We start from the raw sequence: 21,890 nt of genomic DNA, 5'->3' as shown, positions 1-21,890 counted from the left end.
GGACGGAACGGCGCTACGCCTGTCGCCGTTGCTGCGCCATAGCGGCTGCACCCGTTCTTCAGGAGGATTGCATGACGGAAGCATCGACTGCCCTGGTTCTCGGCGCGTCGCGCGGGCTCGGGCTCGCCTTGGCCGAGGAATGGCTCGGCCGCGGCTGGCGGGTGATCGCCACGGCGCGCGGCGCCTCCGAGGGTCTCGACGCGCTTGCCCGCCGCTACCCCGGCGCGCTCGCGATCGAGCAGGTAGACATCAACGCGGTGGACGCGGTGCGGGCGCTGCGCGCCCGGCTGAACGGGCGGCGGCTCGACGTGCTGTTCGTCAATGCCGGCATCGCCCGCGCGATCGAGGCGAGCCCCGCCACCGCGGACGAGGCCGATTTCCTCGACATGATGCTCACCAACGCCTTCTCGCCGGTCCGCGCCGCCGAACTGCTGCGCGACCTGGTGCCCGCAGGGGGCACGATCGCGGTCATGACGTCCGAGCTGGGCAGCATCGAGCATGCCGGGGGCGGCTGGCAGCTCTATTCCTCCAGCAAGGCCGCGCTCAACATGCTGATGAAGGGCTATGCGGCAAAGCACGCAGGCGACGGCCACGTGTTGCTCCTGGTCGCGCCGGGCTGGGTGCGGACCGACATGGGCGGCAGCGATGCGGCGCTGTCGATCGAGGAGAGCATCCCGCTGGTGGTCGACATGATCGAGGCCAATCGGGGCAAGCCGGGGCTGCGCTATGTCGACCGGTTCAACCGGCGCATTCCCTGGTGATACCGGGATCGGCGGCGGCGTGGCGGCCGCCGCCGATCTCCAGCATCAACGGCCGGGCAGCGTGCGGCCGAGAAAGTCCTGGATCAGGGGCACGATCTCGTCGGCCTTGTCCTCCAGCGCGAAATGGCCGGAGTCGATCAGGTGCAGCTCGGCCTTGGGGTTGTCGCGCAGATAGGCCTTGGCGCCGGCCACGACGAAGCATTCGTCGTTGGCGCCCCAGACGATCAGCATCGGCGGCTTGCGCGTGCGGAAAAAGGCCTGAAATTGCGGGTAGAGCGCCAGGTTCGTGCGGTAATCATAGAAGAGGTCGAGCTGGATCTCGTCATTGCCCGGCCGATCGAGCAGCGCCTGGTCATGGCCCCAGCTGTCCGGGTCGACCCGGCTCGGGTCGGACACGCCGTTCAGATACTGCCATTTGGTGATCTCCGGCGTCACCACCTTGCGCAGCGCGTTGCGGTTGGCGGGGCTGGGATCGGCCCATAGCGCCTGCACCGGCTTCCAAAAGTCCTGGATGCCGTCGAGATAGGCGTTGCCGTTCTGCACGATCAGGCCCGTCACGCGGTCCGGATGGCGCAGCGCCAGGCGCAGGCCGATCGGCGCGCCATAATCCTGGATATACATCGTATAGCGGGTGACGCCGATCTGATCGAGCAGCGCCTCGGTCACATCGGTCAGGTGCGCGAAGGTATAGGCGAACTGGGTGTGATCGGGCGCGCTCGACTGGCCGAAGCCGGGATAGTCGGGCGCGATCACATGGTAGCGAGTAGCCAGCGCCGGGATCAGATTGCGATACTGGAAGGACGAGCTGGGAAAGCCGTGCAGCAGCAGCACCGTCGGCGCGTCCTTGGGGCCGGCTTCTCGGTAGAAGATGTCGAGCCCTTGCACCTTGGCGGTCCGGTAGTGGATCACCGTCTCCGGCGCCTGCACGGTGGCCGGGCTTGCGGGCTCGGCGGCGCGGGCGGCGGGCGCGGTGACGGCGAGCGCGGCGGCAAGCGCGCCGAGGGCGATGGCGTTCATCATGATCTGCTCCTTGAGCGAAGGACTTGAGACGCCCGCTTTTCGCTCACGGCAGATCGGATGATAATCGGGGGATACTGAAGTTCATCGTTGCGATTATGGTCGATAATCGCCCTGCGTCGACGCGACGAAGTCCAGAACCGCCCTGGCAAAGGCCTCGGGCTCCTCGAGATGCGCGAAATGCCCGCTCTGGTCGAACAAGGCCTGGCGGGCGTCGGGCATATGCTCGGTCAGAGCGTCTGCGTAATCCGGGCCGAGGATGAAATCGTCCCGGCCCGCCATCACCAGCGTCGGCGTGGTCAGCGTGCCCAGTCGGTCGCGCACGTCGAACGGCGCGGCGTCGCCGACCAGCAAGGTGGCCTGCAAGCCGCGACGCAGCGCCGCCAGCACTTCGGCGGAGCGGATGGGATCGGAGAAATAAGCGGGCAGCAGCCCGTGCAGCGCTGCGGTATATTCGGCGTCGCTGCGGATCGCCGGCAACCCGTTCCAAGCCGCGCGCACGCTCTCCGCCTCCGGCGTGCCTAGATGGCGCCGTACGAAGCCGTCGATCCGTGCCGCGGCTGAAGCCATGAAGTCTCCGCCGGTGCTTGCAGCCCCGGCATGGAGCAGCAATCCGGCCACGGCGTTCGGACGACGCAGCGCCGCCTCGAGGACAACGAACGCGCCGTGCGAATGGCCGAGCAGATAGGGCCGGTGGATGCCGGTTGCTTCCAGCAGCGCGAGCACCTGGTCGGCGAAGCGATCGACCGAATAGCCCATCGGATGCGTCGGCAGCTTGCCGGACGCGCCGGTGCCGATCGGATCGAGATAGACCATGGTGCATTGGGCCTCGAGCAGCGGCATGCGCAGATAGCCTGAGTCGATCCCCGGCCCGCCGGCATGAACGATGCAGCAGGGGCCGGCGCCCGCCACCCGGAAATGTTGCTGCACCCCTTCGAGGAGGAGGGTGTGACTGCCTTGGGCGAGCGGAGGGGACATGGGAACGCTTTCCATACCGGGGCGCAGGGATCCGCACCCAGTGATACCTATTCGGATCGGCTTGGAGGCCGGTTACGCGGGCACGCGCTACCTTCACGGACGACCGGAAACGCAACCCGGCCTGCGCCGTTTGGCGCAGGCCGGGCAGGTCGCACATGGGGAGGCGTGCGGTCAGGCGGCCTGGGCGGCCGGCTTGGTCCATTCATTGCCCTGCATGAAGCTGTCCAGCGGGGTGTGGACGATGTGGTTGGTGTAGTTGCTCATCACCTTGGTCGCGACGCCGAGCACGACCTCGAGCACGTTCTGGCGGGTGAAGCCGGCGGCGAGGAACGCGTCCACTTCCGCGCTGTCGACCCAGCCGCGGTTGCGCACGACCAGCGTGGTGAAGCGGTGCAGCGCCTCCAGCCGCGCGTCGGGCAGCGGGGTGCCGGCACGCAGCGCCGCGATGACGCCCGCGTCCATCTTCTGCATCTTGGCCAGGGTGGTGTGGCCGGCCATGCAGTAATGGCACTCATTCTCGAAATTGGCGGTGAGGTAGACGACCTGCTGCTCATGCGCGGTCAGGCTGGTCTTCGAGAACAGGTCCCAAAGCGCGGTGTAGCCGGCGAGCAGCTCGGGCGATTCCGCCATGTAGGCCTGGAGGTTGGGGACGAAGCCAAAGGCTGCCTTGACGCCTTCGAAGATCGGGCGTGCGGCGGCCGGGGCGGTTTCCACGGTGTAGGCGGTAAAGTCGGTCATGGCGCGTTCCTTGCGTGAAGTCGTGGTTTCGACAGGCAGGGAGATGCCGCCTCGCGCGCTTCCGACGAAGACCGCTCGCCGGACTAATGCCTATGCTTGCAGAGAATGGGGGGGCGAGCGGACGGCGACCTGCCGCCATGCCTGCGGCTTCCGAACGGATCCGTCAGCGGGTTCCCGGGCGCAACCCGCTCCTTCAAGGCAAGTGGGGCGAAGCAGGTCTGCGGTAGTGAAAGGGCGCAGCTCCGGCGGGGTGTCACCATCCCGTTAGACCCGATCGAGTCACGCCAAGTAACGCCGCGCCGCCTCCGCGGCGGATAGAAACCCAGCCAACAGGGACTATCCGGATGATGAACCATGTCTTCAGAAGGGGTGGGCTTCGGGCCCTTCCGCCTCGCGCTGCGCAGTGAAGCCTTGGCGTCCGGCACGCTCCCCGCGCAGGAATCGCCGAAGCTGCTGGAGCACCGGCGGGCGCCGGTGCCGGTGCGCCGCGTGCGGGCGAGGGCAGCGTCGGCTGCGCACCCGCTGAGCGTCGCCGATCTGCCGGCGATTCCGGCCGTGTGCAGCGGCGGAGCGGCCGATCGGGAGGCGCTGGCCCGCCATCTCGTCGAGCGGCTGCTCGACGCGCTCGACAGCCTGGCGGCCCCGTCCACCGAGCGGGTCGCGCAAACGATCCAGCGCGCACTCGCCACCGAGCTCGGCGGCCTGTACCTCGCCCTGCCGGTGGCGGCGTGCCGGCAGGCGGCCGGGCTGGGCCGCGTCGAGCTCCTGCGCATCACCGACTATATCGATCGGAACATCGATCGCGGCATCGCGCTCGTCGAGCTCGCGGCGCTGATCAAGGTCAGCCGCTTCCATTTCTCGCGGTTGTTCAAGCGCAGCACCGGCACGACCGCACTCGCCTATGTCGAGGCGCGGCGCATCCTCCACGCGCAGCGGCTGCTCGCCGAGACCGATCTGCCGATCGCGGAGGTCGCGCTGATGACCGGCTTTGCCGACCAGAGCCATTTCACCCGCCGCTTCCGCGAACGGCTGGGTTCGACCCCGGCCGCCTTCGCGCGGGAAAGGGGGCGGCGGCGCTCGGCGCAGCGCGCCGGCTGAGGCGCGGTCGCGCGCATTCACGCTCTTTACCGCATCGTACCATCAAAGGGAGACGACCATGACCGAGGACGAAATCCGCGCAACCGCCTATGCGATGCCGGTCAGCAGCCCGGCCTATCCGAAACCGCCGTTCCGCTTCGTCAACCGCGAATTCGTGATCATCGCCTATCGCACCGATCCCGAGGCGCTTGCCAAGGCGATCCCGGCACCGCTGCTGTCCGCCGATCAGATCGTGAAGTATGAATTCATCAAGATGCCGGATTCGAGCGGGCTCGGCGATTACACCGAATCGGGGCAGGTGCTGCCGGTCCGCTATCAGGACGTTCCGGGCGGCTTCACCCATGCCATGTATCTCGACAGCGAGGCCGGCATCGCCTCGGGCCGCGAATTGTGGGGCTTTCCCAAGATGTTCGCCCAACCGAAACTGGAAGTGCGCAACGACGCGATCGTCGGCACGCTCGACTATAACGGCGTCCGCGTCGCCACCGCGACCATGGCCTATAAGTACAAGACGCTCGATCACGACAAGGTGGCGGACTTCCTGACCACGCCGACCTTCCTCCTCAAGGTGCTGCCGCATGTCGACGGTACCGCGCGGGTGTGTGAGCTGGTCCGCTATGCGCCGCAGGACGTGGTCGTGAAGGGGGCGTGGACCGGGCCGGGGAGCCTCGAGCTCCACCCGCACTGCCTCGCGCCCGTCGCCAAGCTGCCGGTGCTTGAAGTGGTCTCGGCGACGCACATCCTCGCCGACCTCACGCTGGCACCGGGCGAAGTGGTCCACGATTATCTCGCAACGGCAGGAGGCTGAGCCTTTCAGCGCCGAATCAGGTCGTCCGAGATGCCGTCGCCCCAAGCTGGGCGGCGGCCTCCGCAACGCCACCGCTAGGCGTCGAGCTGGAGCCGGTAGACATAGCTGTCCCCGCGGAACAGCCCTTCGACATATTCGACCATCGCGCCGCCGGGCACGAAGCTGCGGCGCTTGATCAGCAGGCACGGCGTCGGCTGCTCGAAGCCGAATACCGCGCTTTCCTGCGGCGAGGGCATCGTCGCCTCGATGCTCTGCTCGCAATGCGTCAGCTTCAGTCCGGCATCGGCGAGCTGCTGGTAGATCGACCCCAGCGGATCGGCGGTCTCCAGCTCCGGGGCGGCGGTGAGGTTGTACCAGGCGGATTCGATCGTCATCGGCTGATCGTCGCCATAGCGGATGCGCGCCAGCCGCAGGAAGCGCGCGTTCGACTGCAGCCCGAACAGCGAGGCGATCGAGCGATCGGTGCGCACCTCGCATTCAATCAGCCTTGTGGAGGGCACGAGCCCCAGCTCGCGCATTTCCTGGGTGAAGCCCTTGAGCTTGTCCATCCGCGGCACGATCGCGGGTTCGGCGCCCGGCTGAACCACCGATCCGCGCCTTCCGCGACCGCCGAGCAGCTTGCGCGCCCGCAGCGCGTCATAGCCGTTCTGCACCGTGCTGCGGCTGATGCCGAGCGCCTCCGCCAGCTGGCGTTCGGGCGGCAGCGTCGATCCCGGCGGCAGCAGCTGCTGGGCCATCAGCGCGGCGATCTGCTGCTCCAGCTGCAGATAGAGCGGCTCGGGCGAATCGCGCCGCAGCACGACCAGTTCGTGCAGTGGCGTCCGATCCCCGAGCGGGGTGGCAACATGGCTATTCATCCAGCCGCTTCTCCGGCATTTTTTCTTGCGCGACCGGTAACATATCGGAGATCGCCGCGCCGATGACAATGACACCGCATTGGGTATAGATCGACCCATGAAGGGGTCTGGGGGGATCTTCGTGGTCGGCAGCATGGTCATGGCCTGCTGCGCCCGCGTCGACTCCGCGCCCGAGGCGGGCGAGAGCGTGCGCGCCACCGCGTTCCAGGCGGAGCCGGGCGGCAAGGGCTTCAACGTGGCGGTTGCGGCACGGCGGCTGGGATTGGCGGTCGACGGACTGTTCGCGGTCGGACCCGATGCCTTCGGCCTGCTCGCCAGCCAGGCCTTCGCCGCACAGGGCCTGTCGCCGGCGTTGCTGCTGACCCTGCCCGGCGGGACCGGCGCGGGCATCGGCCTGATCGACCGCGACGGCGAGAACCGCATTGCCGTCTATCCCGGTGCCAATGACGCGCTGGATGCCGGCCACGCCGCGGCGGCGGCCGATCGGATCGCGGCATCTGCCTTTGTCACCGCGCAGTTCGAGGTCGGCGACGCGGTGATCGGCGCGACCTTTTCGCTCGCGCGTGCCGCGGGCGTTCCGACGGTGCTCAATCCCTCGCCCTTCCGCCCGATCGCCGAGGGGATCCTCGGTGCCACCGACATGCTGGTGGTCAATGCGCGGGAGGCGGCGGCGCTGGCGGCGACGCTCGGGCTCGGTAGCGCCGAGGGTGCGCAGGCGGACGCCTTGGCGGCGGCACTGTTCGGCCGCTGGGTCTCCCTGCTGGTCGTCACGCATGGCGCGGGCGGCGCGATGCTGTAGGGTCGGCATGGCTGCCATCACCAGCCGGCCTTTCCGATCACGCCCGTCGACACGGTCGGCGCGGGCGACGCCTTTCTCGCAGCCCTGGTGGCAGCGCTGGCGTACGGTGAGGGAGCTGCCGGGGCACTCCGCTGGGCTGCGGCTGCAGGTGCGATTACCGCGACGCGCTGCGGTGTCATCGACGCGCTTCCCGATCTGCCGACGCTGCGCGCCTTCCTCGCCGCCTGCGCCTGACGCAGCGCCGTACCGTCCCCATCTCTGCCGCTCCAAGGCCGGTCCATGGGCGAAATGCTATCGCGCGGAGTCTGGACCGTCCAATCACTATTTGACCTGTTTCGGTACGGTTTCCTTGCCGAGTTAGCCCGAACGCACGGTCAATGAGACATTTTGAGATATCCAATAGCATTCCAAAAAGTTCGTTTACCGTTAAACTTCGCCGCGGCTCGCGGCTCGGTCCGACCTTGGCGACGGCCGGGGCGTGCGCCGCGAAGGGGGAATCAAAGGGGACGATCCATGCATATTCGAGACTATTTGCGCGCGTTGCTGCTGGGCGGCGCTTCGATAGTGGCGCTGGCGGGGCAGCAGGCGCTGGCGCAGACGGCGACCTGCGTCCAGACGCCTGCGAACAGCGGCACCTTCGTGTGCTCCGGCGGCCCGGCAAAGCCCGGACCCGACGCATCGCAATTTCTCTTCGGGAAGGACGACGTGCCCCTCGACGTCACCGTGTCGCCCGACTTCTATCTTCGCGCGCCTTCGCACACGGATACTCCGGGCATCTCCATGTACAATATCCGCTCGTTCAAGGACGATGCGACCAGCATCGTCAGTGCGGGTTGGGATGCGCTGCAATTCCGCAAGCCGGCGGCCGATACGAGCATCACGATCAACGGCACCTATAGCGCTGCCACGTCCGAGGTTACGGGCGCGGCGGTGGCGATCAGCACCAATGCGGAGTCCCCGGGTGCGGCCAAGGCGCCCAACATCGTCATCGATATCACCAAGACTGCACGGCTGAACGGCGTGTTCGGCGTGCAGTTCGTCGGCATCGACAGCGGCACCTTCGTCGGCACCAGCGCCGGCACCATCCACGTGCCGGAATCGGAGGAACTGAGCGTGGCGGCCGTCTCGCTGGTGCAGCAGGGCCCCGGCAGCGTCTCCTTCACGGTGACGGGTGGCGAGGTGACTGCCGGGGTGGGCGTGAACGAGGGCGCTACGGCGCTGATCGCCCGCGCCGGCGGCAACGTGACGCTGGACATCCAGGCGCCGGCCGTGCTCAGCGGTTTCCGCGGGATCTACGGCGTTGCCCAGCATATGATCGACGTAAAGGTTGCCGGATCGCTGACCGCCGACCCCAACCAGATGGCGCTGCAGGTGGCGGGCGACGTCATCAAGGTTTGGATCCAGCCTACGGCGATGATCAGCGGCGACGTGGAAGTCCTCGCCGACGGCATCGATCCGGACAATTTCGTCCGGAACGAAGGTTCGGTCACCGCCCGACGCTTCCATGTGGGCGGGGGCGCGATCGTGTTCACCAACACCGGCACGATCGATGTCCGCACGGCGATCGGGGGGAGCGACGGCGTCCTGGTCGAGGGGGACGATAGCGTCTTCAACATGGCGGGCGGGACGATCCTCGGCACGGTCAGGACCGAAGGTGCCGTGACGATGAACTGGTCGGGCGGCGCGATCCGCGGCGACATCGCGTTCGGCAGCACGCTGGATCCCAAGGTCGCCACGCTCAACCTGAACGGGATCGGCGCCGAACAACTGGCCGGCGTCGAGCATCTTTCCGGCGGCAGCACGGCTTGGAACCACGTCCTCAACCTCAACGACATGGACTTCAAGGGGGCAGCGCTTCCGGTCTCCGACGACGTCAAGGGCGTCAGCGTCAGCGACTGGCGGACCATGAACCTGCACGGCACGCAGTGGACGCTGACCGGCAATATGAGCGCGCGGAACCTCAACATCGATTCCGATTCCACCTTCAATATCGGCAATGGGGTCAACCCCACGCTGGGAAGCGCGGACATTCTCGCGATCGTCAATCGCGGCACGATCGACCTCACCAACGGCGGTGTGATCGGCAATGTCGTGACGCTGAACGGCACGCTGGATCATCGCGGCAACCTGATCCTGGGCGTGTCGCCCACCGCGATCGACGTGATCAACGTCTCGCAGACGGCGGCGCTTTCCGGTGCGCTCACGCTTGCCTGGGCGCCGGGCACCTATACCGACGGCACGCGGACCTTCCTCCACACCGACAGAGGGTTGAGCGGCACCTTCGCGCAGGTTACCGACGCGACGAGTGCGGCCCGCCCTGCCGGGGTTAGCGCCGATGTCGTCTATACCGCGTTCGATGCGAAGCTCGCGATCGCGGCCACGCCGACGCCCACGCCGACGCCTACGCCGACTCCGACCCCGACTCCGACCCCGACCCCGACTCCAACGCCGACGCCGACGCCGACGCCGACCCCAACCCCGACGCCCACGCCCACCCCCGCGACTCCGACGGGCGGTCCGGCACCGGTGCCGGCGGTGATCGCACCGGCCGACGCGCGCATCTTCAGCGCGCAGAACTTCGCCTTTGCGGCGGCAGGCGAGCAGGAGGCCGTGGCGCTGCTGTCCCGCACGCAGGCCGATGGCGGCGGCCATACCGGCTATAATCTCGCGCTCAGCCAAGGGCCGCGGCTGCGCAGCTGGATGCAGTTCGGCGCGCAGCGTTTCGTGGCGGACCCGGACAAGGGATCGCTGCCCTTCCGCTCGCAGGGTTTCCGCGTCTCGGGCGGTGCCGACACCATGGTGGGGGCAACCGGCCGGCTGGGCGTGGCGATCGGCTATGAGCGCCAGTCCTACAAGGACCAGAGCAGCGGCGGCGGCGATACCCACGTGCTGCGCGCGAGCGTCTACGGCTCGGTGCCGGTCGGCCCGATCGGGCTCTCGGCGGTCGGCGGCTATGCCTATGGCTGGGTTAACACCCAGCGCGCGACCGGCGTGGGGCAGGCCTCGGTGCGCCGGCACGTCAGCCAGTGGCTGAGCGGTGCGCAGGCGGCGGTGCCCTTCACCCTCGCCGGCGCGACGATCACTCCGGCGGCGGGCGTGATCGTGTCGCATGTGCGCAGCGACGGCTTCGCCGAAGCCGGTGCGGTGCCGGCCAGCTTCCGCGTGACCGGCCTCGAATCGAGCCGCACCAGTGCCTCGCCCTTCGCGCAGATCGGCTGGTCCTACACCGTCGAGACGGCGAGCGGCCTGCAGATCATCCCCGACGCGACGATCGGCTATCGCCGCTCGGACACAGCGCGCGGGCTGGCGACGACGCTGGTCGCGGCGGACGGCACCGCCTTTGCCGGCAACGCCATCGGGCTGCCGCGGGGCAGCGCGATCGCCGGCGCCAGCCTGACCGTGCACCAGGGCCGCTGGACCGGCTTCGCCAACTGGCGGGGCGAGTTCGGCTCGGCCTGGAGCAACAATGGCGGGACGATCGGCGTCCGTCTCGCCTTCTGAGGCCCTGGAGGGTGCCCGTCAGCCTAGGCGCTGACGGGCGCTTCCTCGCCGAGCCGCACGGGCTTGCCGGCAAAGTCCTCGGCCAGCACCTGTGCGATCGGCCGGGCGATCCCGCGGGTGAGCGCGGCGGGCACGTCGACGGTGAAGCCGTGCGCCACCGCGCCGTCGATTGCCCAGCGCACGCAATAATCGGCTGCGACGCCGATCACCGTCAGCTCCGTGACGCCCTCCGCCCGCAGTGCCGCGAAAAAGGCGTCGCGCGGCTGCGTCTCGCCGGTGTCGACCGCCTCGATCGCCAGATCGGGTTCGGCCCACATGTCGAACACGCCCTTTTCGATCCGATAGACCGGAATGCCCGGCGCCACCGCGGCGAGGTCGAGCACGTTCGCCCAGCCCGGCGTGCCGCGTTCGCAGTGGAGCGGGAATTGCTCGGCCTCGGGCGATCCGGCGAAGCGCTCGGCGGTGTGGGTGTCGAAGGTGAACAGCACGCCGGCGGTCTCCGCCGGATCGAGATCGGCAAGCCAGGCGCGCATCGGCCCGATCAACGCCTCGGCGCCCGCGACCGAAAGCGCCCCATCCGCGTGCATGAAATCGGCCTGGGTATCCACCACGATGACGAAACGCCGCACCTTCGGTCTCCTTGCTTGCCCTATTCGACCCCGCGGGCACGCCGCAGGTCGATGCCGAGCCGTTTGACCCGGTAATAGAAGGTCTTGCGCGGCAGGCCCAGCGCCGCGATCGCCGCATTGATCTCGCCGTCCGCCGCCGCGATCGCATCCAGGATGGCGCTGCGCTCGAAGGCTTCCAGCCGCTCGGTGAGCGGCCGCGCTTCTGTGGGCACGCTCTCGGCGGCAGGCTCGAGCCCGAGCACGAAGCGCTCCGCCGCACGCTCCAGTTCGCGGACATTGCCGGGCCAGTCGCGCCGGGCGGCGGCGTGCGCGGCTTCGGAGAGCGGCGGGGCGGGGCGCCGGTGGCGCTGCGCGGCCTGTTGCGCGAGGTGCGCGAAAAGCAACGGCACGTCCTCGCGCCGCTCGGCCAGTGGTGGCAGGCGCAGCGGCACGCCGGCCAGCCGGTGGTAGAGGCCCGCCGGCAGCGCCGCCGCGCCGCCTTCGCCGATCGCCGCGATGATCCGCACGTCGACGGATTCGGGATCGCGCTGCTCGGTGGCGACAGTGCGCGCCTCGGCGAACTGAGCGAGGCGGTGGTGCAGCTCGGGCGGGGCGAGGTCGAGATGGTCGAGGAACAGCGTGCCGCGATCGGCGCGGGCGACCAGCCCGTCGCGGGCGAACAGTGCGCGCGCGTCGATCCCCGGCGGCAGCGTCGCGCAGTCGATCGCCTGGAAGCGGTGCCGCGCGCGCCTGCCGGCGCGATGGACCAGCCGAGCATAGAGCTCCTTGCCGGTGCCGGTTGCGCCTTCGAGCACCAGATCGAGCGCGGCATCGGCCAGCACCGGGATCATCTCGCGCAGCCGCCGGATCGCGGGCGCCTCGCCCAGCAGCGCCGTGTCGCTCTCGCTGGTCGCGGCACGGAGCCGCCGGTTCTCCAGCGCGAGGGTGCGCGCGGTGCCGGCGCGTTGCAGCGCGGCACCCAGCGCGTCGCCCGGGAAGGGCTTGGTGAGGAAGTCCCAGGCGCCCGCCTTGATCGCGTCCACCGCCATCGCAACGTCGCCGTGGCCGGTCATCAGGATCACCGGCAGCTCGGGATCGACGGCGCGCAGCCGATGGAAGAAGTCGACGCCCGACATGCCCGGCATCCGCACATCGGTGACGACCACGCCGGGAAAGTCGCGGTCGATCGCCGCCAGCGCGCTGGGCGCATCGACGAAGGGGCGGACGTCGTGCCCCGCGAGCGTCAGCAGCTGGATCAGCGCCGCGCGGAAATCGGCATCGTCATCAACCAGGGCGACGGGCACGCTCATGCGTGGCGGAGCTCCAGCTCGAAACAGGCGCCGCCTTCGTCGGGCAGCCAGCGGAGGCTGCCGCCCAAGTCGGTCATGATGTCGCTGGCGATCACCAAGCCGAGCCCCAAGCCGTTGCTGCGGCTGGTGGCGAAGGGGGTGAACAGCCGGGCGGCGATGTCGGGCGCGATGCCGGGGCCATTGTCCTGGATGCGGACCCAGACCAGCCCGTCGCTCAGCGTGACGCGGATGGTGATGGTCGGCTCGGGGCGCCCGGCCAGCGCCTCGGCGGCGTTCTGGAGCAGATTGACGAAGACCTGCTCCAGCCGCACCCGTCCGCCCATCACCAGCAGCTGCGCGCCGATCGCCGGGCGCTCCAGCCGGACGTTGCGCAACTGCTCCTTCAGGATCAGCAGCGCGCCGTCGAGCACCTCGGCCAGCGGCAACGCTCGGATCTCGCCCGGCTGGCGGCGCGAGAAGCCCCGCAGCTGTGCCGTCACCGCGCCGATCCGGTCGCTCAGGCGGCGGATCGTCTCCAGATTGTCGCGCACCATCTCGGTCGCGCCTTGGGCGAGCAGCTGCACGCTGGTCTCGGCATAGGTGCGGATCGCGGCAACCGGCTGCGCCGTCTCGTGCGCGACGCTGGCGGTGACTTGGCCCAGCGTGGCGAGCCGGTTGGCCTGGCGCAGTCCTTCGCGCAGATCGGCGGCGCGGGCTTCGAGCGCGGCGCGTTCCTCGATCTCGCGGCGCAGTTCGGCGGTGCGCTCGGCCACCGCGGTTTCGAGTTCGGAGGTGCGGCGCTGGCGCTGCGTCGCGCGCTGGCGCAGGCCCCAGAGCAACAGCGCCAGTGCCAGCACCGCCATCAGCGCACCGAGCCCGGCGGTCCGCTGCGCGGCGGCGACGGCGGGCCCTACCGACCGGCGCAGCGCCAGCGTCCACCCCGGCTGGCTGGTCGGCACACGCGCTTCGATCAGGTCTCCGCGGGCGGGCGGCAGCAGCACCGGCGCGGAGCTTTCGGGCAGCGCGGCCTCGCGCCGCAGCGAGGCGAGCACCGCCGGCAGGATCGGGCGGGCGACGGCGAAGCGCAGCCCGGGATCGCTGGCGACGAGCACCAGCCCGGCGGGATCCTCGACATAGGTGTCGCCACCCGCTTGTCGCCATGCCGCCTCGATCGCATCGAACTCCAGCTTGACGACGATCACCCCGTTCAGCGGCGTGCGGCGGGCGAGATAGAGCCCCGAATGGCGGCTGACCGTGCCCAGCGCGAACTGGCTGGCCTCGCCGCGGCTGCTCGCCTCGCGGAAATAGCGGCGGAAGCGATAGTCGGAGCCGACGAAGCTCTGCGGCGTGCGCCAGTTGCTCGCCGCGCGGGTGCGGCCGTCGGCGCCGATCACGTAGATCGCCGCGGCGCCGGTGGTGCGAGCGAGGCTTTCCAGCTTCGCGTTGAGTGCGCGCGGGGGCGCACCGGCCAGCGTCGCTGCGACGTCGCGGTCGTCGCCCAGCGCAAGCGGGAGCAGGCGGAAGCGGGAAATTTCGCTGTCGAGCAGCGCGGCGCGCAACTGGGCATTGGTGCGCGCGCCGGAGACCAGCGTTTCGCGGGTACGACTTCCGGCGATCCAGCCGGCGGCCACCGCCACCGCCACGCCGAGCAGTGCGGCGAGCGCCCAGTAGCGCCAGCCCGAAAACGAGTCGCGTCGCGTCACCGCTTCGCTATCCGCCAGTGCAGGACGATGTGCAAGTTTTTGCACTTTGCCCGGCAGCCATGTGCCGATTTCTGCGCACCTTCGGTGCCGGAGTGGCGCTATAATGCTGAAAAGTAACGATATAAGGTTGAGCCGCTTTTTGCTTCCTCCGCACGTTTCCGCAATCGAGAATGCCCCGATCGAGTCCTACCGGCACAACGGAGGCCGAAGGAGAGGAAGTGATGGTTCGTATCCCCGCCGAGTCCCATGGCAGCGCAGCTGCGCCGGTCCCCGCCAAGGCCTTGCCCTGGTACCGGCATCTCTATGCGCAGGTGCTGGTCGCGATCATCGCGGGCGTGCTGATCGGCCATTATGCCCCCGCCACCGGCGAGGCGCTCAAGCCGATCGGCGACGGGTTCATCAAGCTGGTCAAGATGATCATCGCGCCGGTGATCTTCCTCACCATTGTCACCGGCATCGCCGGCATGCGCGACCTGAAGGCCGTCGGCCGGGTCGCGGCCAAGGCGTTTGGCTATTTCCTGTTCTTCTCCACGCTGGCGCTGGTCGTCGGCATGATCGTGGCCAATGTCGTGCGGCCGGGGGCGGGGCTCAACATCGACCCTGCCTCGCTCGATGCCGGCAAGGTCGCCGACTATGCCGCCAAGGCGCATGAGAGCACGCTGACCGGCTTCCTGCTCGGCATCATCCCGGACACCTTCCTCTCCGCGATCACCGGCGGCAACATCCTGCAGACGTTGTTCGTCGCCATCCTGTTCGGCATCGGACTGGCGCTGGTCGGGGACCGCGGCGAGCGGATCACCCATGCGCTCGAAGACATTTCGCTGGCGATGTTCAAGGTCGTCGCGATCCTGATGAAGGCGGCCCCCGTGGGCGCGTTCGGCGCGATGGCGTTCACCGTCGGCAAATACGGCGTCGGCACGCTCGCCAACCTGGCGATGCTGGTCGGCACCTTCTACTTCACCTCGGCGCTGTTCGTGCTCGTCGTGCTGGGCACGGTGTCGTGGCTGGCGGGCTTCTCGATCCTCCGGCTGATCGCCTATCTGAAGGCCGAGCTGCTGCTGGTGCTCGGCACCTCCTCGTCGGAAAGCGCGCTGCCCTCGCTGATCGAGAAGATGGAGCGCGCCGGCTGCCCCAAGACGATCGTCGGCCTGGTCGTGCCGACCGGCTATTCGTTCAACCTTGACGGCACCAACATCTACATGACGCTGGCGGCGCTGTTCATCGCCCAAGCGACCAATGTCCACCTGTCGATCGAGCAGCAATTGCTGCTGCTCGGGGTGGCGATGCTGTCGTCCAAGGGCGCGGCGGGGGTGACCGGCGCGGGGTTCATCACGCTGGCGGCGACGCTGTCGATCGTGCCCAGCGTGCCGGTGGCAGGCATGGCGCTGATCCTCGGGGTGGACCGGTTCATGTCCGAGTGCCGCAGCCTCACCAACTTCATCGGCAATGCAGTGGCGACCGTGGTCGTCTCGCGCTGGGAAGGCCGGCTCGATCACGAGGCGCTCGATGCCGCGCTCCACGGCCGTGCGCTGCGTATCGACCAGCGCCCCGCCGACGCCGTCCCCGCCGAGTAAAGGGAACCTCCCATGCGTATCCTGTACCGCGTCCTGGGCGCCACCCCGGCGCTCGCCCTGAGCATGCCTGCCGCCGCGCAGGTCGTCGAAACCGCCGGCTACCCGGCCGCTGCCGCCGGCGACGGTGCCACCACCGGCGGCTATAATCTCTCCCGCTGGGCGGAGGATTGGCGCAAGCTCTGCGATCCGGCGAAGCGAGACGATCCGATCGATGCGCTGAAATGCATCAAGCTCACCCCCAGCGGCGACGTGTACGTCACCCTGTCCGGCGAGGCGCGGCTGCGGATGAACCACACGACGAACCCCAATCTGCGCGACAGCCGCGCACAGCGGCAGGATATCGTCCGGCTAGTTGGCGGTGCGGACCTGTACATCGGCGAGCATCTCCGCGTCTATGGCGAGATCGCGCATGGCGGCATCTCCGGCGTCGAGCTCGGCGCGCCGGCCGCGACGCTGCGCAACGACGTGGCGGTGCAGCAGCTGTTCGTCGAGGCCAAGGGCGAGGTGGCCGGCGTGGACATCGGCGCGCGCTACGGCCGGCAGGAGTTCACCGACGGGCCGAACCTGCTGCTCTCGCAGCGCGACAACAACACGATCCGCTACACGCTCAACGGCTTTCGCGGCTGGGCGCGCGGCAAGACGGTGCGGGTCGATGTGTTCGACCTCAAGCCCACCCAATATGGCGACCTGGGCACCGACGACGACGTGATCGATCCCGCGCGGCGCTTCTCGGGGGTGAGCCTCGGCTTCGTCGTGCCCAAGGCGTGGGTGGGCGGCGCCAAGCTTTATTTCGATCCCTTCTTCTGGCGCCGTCGCAACAATGTCGGCACTTGGGGCGGCCGTATCGGCCCGGGCACGCGCTTCTATCTCGGCACGCATCTGTGGGGCGAGGCGGGGCCGGTGACGCTCGACTGGTCGATCAATCACCAATGGGGATATTGGCGCGACCAGCAGATCGATGCCTGGCAAGGCTTCTTTGCGCAGAATGTGCGGCTGGGCTCGGGCAAGCGCGCGCCCCGGATCGGCTTCCATGCCGACTATGCCAGCGGCGGGGGCGGCTATGGCGAGGGCAAGCTGCGCAACGCCTATGCGCCGTTCGGCAATAACGTCTACTACAGCTACGGCCTGTTCCTCACGCCCAGCAACCTGGTGGCATTCGCGCCGACGCTGAACCTGTCGCCGACCGCGAAGCTGCGGCTGAACCTGGAGTATCAGCGGGCGTGGCGGGCCAATGTCCAGGACGCCGTGTACCGCGCCAATGGCCAGCCCTTTGCGGGGACGCAGAACGTTCGCGATTCCCGGACCGCCGATGTCGCGCGGGTGCAGGCGGTGTGGGCGCTGACCCCGCGGCTGTCACTCACCGGGCGGTACGAGCATCTCGCCGCCGGGCCGGCGCTCACCAAGGCGGGCTATGCCAGCTCGGACTTCGTCGCCGGCTGGATCAGCTTCCGCTTCTGACGCGGCCCGGCGATCCGCCACCAGCCGAGCCCGCCATAGAGCAGGGCGAGGCCGAGCAGCGTGAGCACCCCCGGCGCCACGTCGGCGAGGCTGGCGTGCATCTGGTTGAGCGGCACGAACACATGCACCCCGCTGGTCGAGGGGATCAGCTGCGCCAGCGCGCGGACGAAGCCCGGCATCTGGTCGAGCGGCCAGGCGGTGCCGGAGAGGAAGAAGAAGGGCGCGGAGGTGGGCGCGAGGATCACCATCGCCCGCTCGGAGCGGTCGAAATAGCTGCCGAGCCATAGCCCCAGCCCAGCGACCGACGCCGCCAGCAACGGCGCGGCGAGCAGCATGCCCGCGACATTCTCGTCGCGCGGGATGCCCTGGACCCAGAAGATGAAGCCGAACAGGAACAGGCAGGTCAACAGCCCGAGAGAGGTGAAGGCTGCCCAGGTACCGAGATATTCGCCATGCCCCGTCCGCCAGCGGCCCTCGCGCCGGCGCCCGCCGACGAAGGTCGCGACGCCGAACAACAGGGTCTGCTGGATGATCACGATCGCGACGGCGGGGAAGACATAGCCCTTGTACCCGGCGGTCGGGTTGAACAGCGGCTCGCGCACGATGGTGACCGGCGGTCCCGCGCGCACGGCCTGCCCCAGCACGTCGAGCTTCTCAACGGCGAGATCGCGCAGCACCTCGGTCACCGCCTCGCCGATCGTGCTGGCGCGCAAGAGGTACGAAGCGTTGACCCACACCGCGATTCCGGCCCCCGGTGCGCCGGTCCGCAGCTGGCGTTGCAAGCCGCGGGCGATCAGCACCACGCCGTCGGCCTTGCCGGCACGCAGCCGCGCCTGCGCCTCGGCGACGCTCGGCGCATGATCGACTACCACCACGGCGCGCGTCGCCTCGAGGTTGCGGACCAGTTCGCGGCTGAGCGCGCTGGCATCCTCGTCAACCAGCACCACCGGCAGTTGCTGTGCGACTTCCTGGCTGTACGGTGCGGGATAGTAGAAGGCGTAGAGCACCACCGCGAGCAGCATCGTGCTGAGCAGGGTGCGCGAGGTCAGCACCGTCGCCCAGGTGGCGCGGAAGGCGGCGGCGAAGCTCATCGCGCCTGCCGCCGGATCAGGGCCCAGGCGAGCGGGCCCGGCACCAGCACATAAGCGAGCAGCGCCAGCATCGGCGGCACGATGGTGCGGAGATCCTGTCCGCCCAGCTGCCCGGTCTGGAGCGCTAGATAATGGGTGAGGGGGAGCACCTCGCTCCAGAAGCGCGCAAAGCCGCTGCCGCCGTTGAGCGGCAAGGTGGCGCCCGCATAGGCCAGCGCCGAGCCGGCATAGACCGCACAGACCGACAGCGCGGTGGCGGTCTCGCGCGTGGCGGCGACCAGGAGTGCGGAGATCGCGGCGGTGCCGAGATAGAAGAGCGTCTGCCCCAGGACGATCGCCGCGATGCTGCCCTCCACCCGCCAGCCGCGCCCCAGCGTGACGAACAGCAGCCAGGCGACGCCCCACAGGCTTGCCGCCGCGACATAGGGCAGCAGCTTGCCGAGCAGCGCCGGCACGATCGCGCCGCTACGGGCTGCCCAGCCGCCGAGCGAGCGCGCTTCCAGCTCTCGGCCCAACGCCATCGCTGAGGTCACCGCCGCCACCAGATGCAGCACCGCCGGATAGATCAGCGTGCTGAGGAACCATTCGAAGCTCGATGCAGCATTGTTGAGCGGCACCGCCTCCACCGCGAAGCGCCGCGTCGGGTCGGGCGGCAGGGCATGGCCAGAAAGCTGGTCCACCACCAGCGAGGCTGCAGCGGCCTGCACCGCGCTCGCCGCGCCGCTTGCCGCCTGCGATCCGGAGGAGAGGAAGCTGGCATTGTACAGAATGCGGATCACCGGCGTGCGGTGGCGGGCGAGCCCGGCGCCGAGATCCTGGGGCAGATGGACGAAGCCATTGGCATGGCCGCGCCGCACCTCTTCCACCGCCTCCGCCTCGGTGGCGCGCATCGCGACGATGTGCACCAGCGGCGCCGCGTCGATCGCGCGGAGGATGGCGCGGCTCGCCGAGCTGCGATCGTCGTCGACCACCACGATCGGCAGCCGTCGCATCGATCCCTGCCAGAACATCGCGCCGATCAGGAACAGCAGCAGCGCGGGGATCAGCGTCAGCCCGGCCAGGTCCCAGCGGTCCCGCGCCAGATGGCGCAGCTCCGCCCGCAAGGCGTGGCCGAAGGCGCTCATTGCGGCCAGTCGAACAGCACGCTCATGCCGGGGCGCAGGCCGGGGATTGCCGCCACCGGACGCAGCTTCACCTCGAAGGCGCGAACGTCATAGCCCGAGGCCTCCCGCGTCGCGCGCCACGTCGCGAAGTCGCCGCGCGGGGCGATCTGGTAGACCGCGAAATCGCCGTCGCGGCCCAGTGCGGGGATATGCCCGTGCAGCCGCTTGCCCATCGCAATCCCCTTGAACCGGTCCTCACGCACGGTGAGCGCCACCCAGCTATGGTCGATGTCGAGCACCTGATAGGCGGGGATCACCGGGCTGACGACTTCGCCCGGCTGTACCAGCTTGCGCGACACCTCGCCGTCGATCGGCGAGACCAGCTGCGTCTCGCGCCCAAGCGCGGTCGCGGTCTGGAGCGCCGCCTCGGCGATGCGGACCTGCGCATTGGCCGCCTGCTTGTTCTGCGGGCGCGCGCCGGCGAGGGCCTTGAGATATTGCTGGCGGGCGGCCTCGGCCTGCTTGGCGCTGGCGTCGCGCGCCGCTGCCGCCTCGTCGCGCCGCTGCGCCGCGACCACGCCCTGCGCGTAGAGGTTCGCGGTGCGCCGGCTGGTCACCGCGGCCAGGTCGGCCGCGGCCTGCGCCGCCTGCCAGGTGGAGCGCAGCGAGGCGATGTCTTCCTGCCGCGCGCCCTCGTTGGTTTCCGAGGCGATCGCACGGGCGGCGTCCACCGCGCCTTGCGCCTGCGCCTTGCCGCCGGCGATCTCCGGGCTCGACAGCGTCGCGAGCAGCGTGCCGGCGCACACCCGCTGGCCTTCCTCAGCCACCAGCGTCTCGACGCGGGCGAGCGCCTTGGTGGCGACATTGACCTCGTCGGCATCGACCATGCCCTGCAACTGCTCGGGCGCGGGCCGGTTGGCCTGCCACAGCCCGCCGACGATCAGTGCCAGCACCACGATACCGATCATGATCGCGAGGATGGGCGGCTTGCGGCGCGGCGGGGCCACGGTCTCGTCGGTCATTGCTGGTCCTCCACGTGCCGGTCGGCACGCGCCATGAAACTGCTGTATTCGTCGACGCGGTGGCTGGCGGCGAGCAGCGCCATCAGCCCCAGGTCGTATTCGTACGCCGCGGCCAGCCGCTGGGTACGCACCGTCGACAGCGCCGCCTCGGCATCGATCAGCGCCGACGACGCGACCTCCCCCTCGCGGAAGGAGAGCTGCTGCACGCGAAGATTCTCCTGTGCGGCGGCGAGGTTGGCATCGAGCAGCAGGAAGGAGCGGCGCGCCGCCTCGGCGATGTTCCAGGCGCGGACGATCTCGCCCGCCACGTCGCGGCGCGCCTGGGCGGCGGCATCGGCGGCGGCGGCCTGGTTCTCGCGTGCCGCGGAGAGCGTCTTCTGGCGATCGAAATTGGAGAGCAACGTCATGCGCAGCGAGACGCCGGCGATCCAGTCGGGCTCGGTCGGCAGCGCGTTGTTGCGGTTGGCGTTGTAGCTGCCGAAGGCGAAGGCCTGGGGGCGATAGCGCGACCTGGCGAGGTCGACCCCGGCCTGCGCCGCGCTCTTCGCCGCATCGGCACCCTGTGCGCGGGGTGACTGGTCGATGCCGTCGAGAAAATGCTGGAGCGGCGGCAGCGGCTCCGACTGGACGAACAGCGGGGTCGAAGCGGTGACGCCTGCCGGCTGATCGAGCAGCCGTGCCAGAGTATCGGTGGCGATCGCTTCCTCGCTGCGGGCATGTTCATGCGCGCGCTGAGCGGTGTTGCGGGCGACCTCCACCTCGAGCACGCGGGCATGGGCGAGTACGCCTTCCGCCTCCAGCTTGCGGGCATCGGAGAGATGGCGATCAAAGGCTTCGAGCTGTTCGCGTGTGGAAACGGTCAACTGGCTCGCGACCTTCTGGCCGAAATAGGCGCGCACCAGATTGACCCGCGAGAGATCCTGCCCGCCCGCCTGCTTGGCGCGGGCAATGCCCACCGCCGCATCGGCACCCTTCTGCACGGCGGGTATCGCGCCGCCGGTATAGAGCGGCATCGCGGCGGTGATCGCCGGGCGGAACACGGTGTCGCGGGTCTGGAATTCCAGCGCATTGGGGATCGCGCCGAACAGCCGGGGCAGGGCGGCGCCGATCCGCTGGGTGACCTGCGCCACGATCTGCGCGCTTTCGCCCGAGAACTGGCCGCCGAGCTGGTCGAGAAAGCCGTTGGTGGCGCTCAGCGCATCGGCCTTGGGCTCGGACAGGTCGACCGAGAGCGTCTTCTGATATTCGATCACGCTGGCCGAAGCGGTGACCACCGGGCGGCGCAGCGTGCGGGTGGCGGCGGCAAGGTCCTCGCTGGCGCGGACGGCGTGATCCTCGCCGCTAAGTCCGGGCGAGGCCTTGTCGAGCCGGGCGAGCGCCGCCTGGAAGCTGAGCGCGGGCGGAGCCGTGCCCTGGGCCCAGGCGGAGGCGGTCGAGGCGAGCAGCAGGGCGAGCGTCGCTACGCCGAGCCCGTGCACCACGTGT

Annotated in this window: 17 protein-coding genes and 1 pseudogene; 7 read left to right on the top strand and 11 right to left on the bottom strand. The window is 69.3% G+C overall.

Going from position 1 to position 21,890, the window contains the following annotated elements; all coding sequences use genetic code 11:
- Nucleotides 1-71: 71 nt before the first annotated feature.
- Nucleotides 72-761: an SDR family NAD(P)-dependent oxidoreductase gene (locus BM009_RS20465; protein WP_093299050.1), complete on the top strand. Its 690-nt coding sequence runs from the start codon at nt 72-74 to the stop codon at nt 759-761.
- Nucleotides 762-806: 45 nt separating this feature from the next.
- Here the strand turns inward: BM009_RS20465 and BM009_RS20460 are convergent, their stop codons facing one another.
- The 3 genes from BM009_RS20460 to BM009_RS20450 all read right to left on the bottom strand — a co-directional run bounded on the left by BM009_RS20460 (nt 807) and on the right by BM009_RS20450 (nt 3,494).
- On the bottom strand, nt 807-1,778 hold the full coding sequence (locus BM009_RS20460; protein WP_093299047.1) for an alpha/beta fold hydrolase: 972 nt from the start codon (nt 1,776-1,778) through the stop codon (nt 807-809).
- Between the two features lie 96 nt (nt 1,779-1,874).
- Nucleotides 1,875-2,756, bottom strand: a complete 882-nt coding sequence (locus BM009_RS20455; protein ID WP_093299045.1) for an alpha/beta fold hydrolase — start codon at nt 2,754-2,756, stop codon at nt 1,875-1,877.
- 171 nt (nt 2,757-2,927) lie between these two features.
- Nucleotides 2,928-3,494, bottom strand: coding sequence for a carboxymuconolactone decarboxylase family protein (locus BM009_RS20450; RefSeq protein ID WP_093299043.1), 567 nt, complete (start codon nt 3,492-3,494; stop codon nt 2,928-2,930).
- 354 nt (nt 3,495-3,848) lie between these two features.
- Here BM009_RS20450 and BM009_RS20445 point away from each other — a divergent pair, with 354 nt between their 5' ends.
- A complete protein-coding gene (locus tag BM009_RS20445) occupies nt 3,849-4,592 on the top strand; it encodes a helix-turn-helix domain-containing protein (RefSeq protein WP_093299041.1) in 744 nt (247 codons plus the stop codon).
- Nucleotides 4,593-4,650: 58 nt separating this feature from the next.
- On the top strand, nt 4,651-5,400 hold the full coding sequence (locus BM009_RS20440) for an acetoacetate decarboxylase (RefSeq protein ID WP_093299037.1): 750 nt from the start codon (nt 4,651-4,653) through the stop codon (nt 5,398-5,400).
- A gap of 74 nt (nt 5,401-5,474) precedes the next feature.
- Here BM009_RS20440 and BM009_RS20435 read toward each other — a convergent pair whose 3' ends face one another.
- Nucleotides 5,475-6,257: a GntR family transcriptional regulator gene (locus tag BM009_RS20435; protein WP_093299035.1), complete on the bottom strand. Its 783-nt coding sequence runs from the start codon at nt 6,255-6,257 to the stop codon at nt 5,475-5,477.
- 97 nt (nt 6,258-6,354) lie between these two features.
- Here BM009_RS20435 and BM009_RS20430 point away from each other — a divergent pair.
- Together BM009_RS20430 and BM009_RS20425 are read left to right on the top strand one after the other, a co-directional pair.
- Nucleotides 6,355-7,290: pseudogene (locus BM009_RS20430) on the top strand (PfkB family carbohydrate kinase).
- A 279-nt stretch (nt 7,291-7,569) separates the two neighbouring features.
- Entirely contained in the window at nt 7,570-10,557 is a 2,988-nt protein-coding gene (locus BM009_RS20425; protein WP_139216696.1) for an autotransporter outer membrane beta-barrel domain-containing protein, read from the top strand.
- Between the two features lie 23 nt (nt 10,558-10,580).
- Here the strand turns inward: BM009_RS20425 and BM009_RS20420 are convergent, their stop codons facing one another.
- Genes BM009_RS20420 through BM009_RS20410 form a run of 3 tightly spaced genes read right to left on the bottom strand, consistent with a single transcriptional unit; the run spans nt 10,581 to nt 14,157 of the window.
- Nucleotides 10,581-11,186, bottom strand: a complete 606-nt coding sequence (locus tag BM009_RS20420) for a cysteine hydrolase family protein (RefSeq protein WP_093299030.1) — start codon at nt 11,184-11,186, stop codon at nt 10,581-10,583.
- A 20-nt stretch (nt 11,187-11,206) separates the two neighbouring features.
- The gene (locus tag BM009_RS20415) at nt 11,207-12,475 is read right to left on the bottom strand and encodes a sigma-54-dependent transcriptional regulator (RefSeq protein ID WP_093299028.1); all 1,269 of its coding nucleotides are present in this window, start codon (nt 12,473-12,475) and stop codon (nt 11,207-11,209) included.
- Complete coding sequence (locus tag BM009_RS20410) at nt 12,472-14,157, bottom strand: sensor histidine kinase (protein ID WP_093299025.1); 1,686 nt, start codon at nt 14,155-14,157, stop codon at nt 12,472-12,474. The genes BM009_RS20415 and BM009_RS20410 overlap by 4 nt, the downstream gene beginning before the upstream one ends.
- Before the next feature lie 221 nt (nt 14,158-14,378).
- Between BM009_RS20410 and BM009_RS20405 the strand changes: the two genes are divergently transcribed.
- Together BM009_RS20405 and BM009_RS20400 are read left to right on the top strand one after the other, a co-directional pair.
- Nucleotides 14,379-15,731, top strand: a complete 1,353-nt coding sequence (locus BM009_RS20405) for a dicarboxylate/amino acid:cation symporter (RefSeq protein ID WP_254772383.1) — start codon at nt 14,379-14,381, stop codon at nt 15,729-15,731.
- A gap of 12 nt (nt 15,732-15,743) precedes the next feature.
- Complete coding sequence (locus BM009_RS20400) at nt 15,744-17,189, top strand: alginate export family protein (RefSeq protein ID WP_093299023.1); 1,446 nt, start codon at nt 15,744-15,746, stop codon at nt 17,187-17,189.
- On the opposite strand, the gene BM009_RS20395 is transcribed toward BM009_RS20400, so the two are convergent.
- The 4 genes from BM009_RS20395 to BM009_RS20380 are packed head-to-tail and all read right to left on the bottom strand — an operon-like array spanning nt 17,141 to nt 21,886.
- Nucleotides 17,141-18,280: an ABC transporter permease gene (locus BM009_RS20395; RefSeq protein WP_093299020.1), complete on the bottom strand. Its 1,140-nt coding sequence runs from the start codon at nt 18,278-18,280 to the stop codon at nt 17,141-17,143. The genes BM009_RS20400 and BM009_RS20395 overlap by 49 nt on opposite strands.
- Nucleotides 18,277-19,404, bottom strand: coding sequence for an ABC transporter permease (locus BM009_RS20390; protein ID WP_093299018.1), 1,128 nt, complete (start codon nt 19,402-19,404; stop codon nt 18,277-18,279). The genes BM009_RS20395 and BM009_RS20390 overlap by 4 nt, the downstream gene beginning before the upstream one ends.
- Nucleotides 19,401-20,405: an HlyD family secretion protein gene (locus BM009_RS20385; protein WP_093299015.1), complete on the bottom strand. Its 1,005-nt coding sequence runs from the start codon at nt 20,403-20,405 to the stop codon at nt 19,401-19,403. The genes BM009_RS20390 and BM009_RS20385 overlap by 4 nt, the downstream gene beginning before the upstream one ends.
- Nucleotides 20,402-21,886 carry a TolC family protein gene (locus BM009_RS20380; RefSeq protein WP_217644233.1) on the bottom strand — a complete coding sequence of 495 codons (1,485 nt, stop codon included), beginning with the start codon at nt 21,884-21,886 and terminating at the stop codon, nt 20,402-20,404. Before BM009_RS20380 ends, BM009_RS20385 begins: the two co-directional genes overlap by 4 nt.
- Nucleotides 21,887-21,890 lie beyond the last annotated feature (4 nt).

This window comes from Sphingomonas sp. NFR04, from assembly GCF_900114095.1.
Taxonomy (GTDB): domain Bacteria; phylum Pseudomonadota; class Alphaproteobacteria; order Sphingomonadales; family Sphingomonadaceae; genus Sphingomonas.
This window is presented reverse-complemented; position numbering and strand designations above follow the sequence as displayed.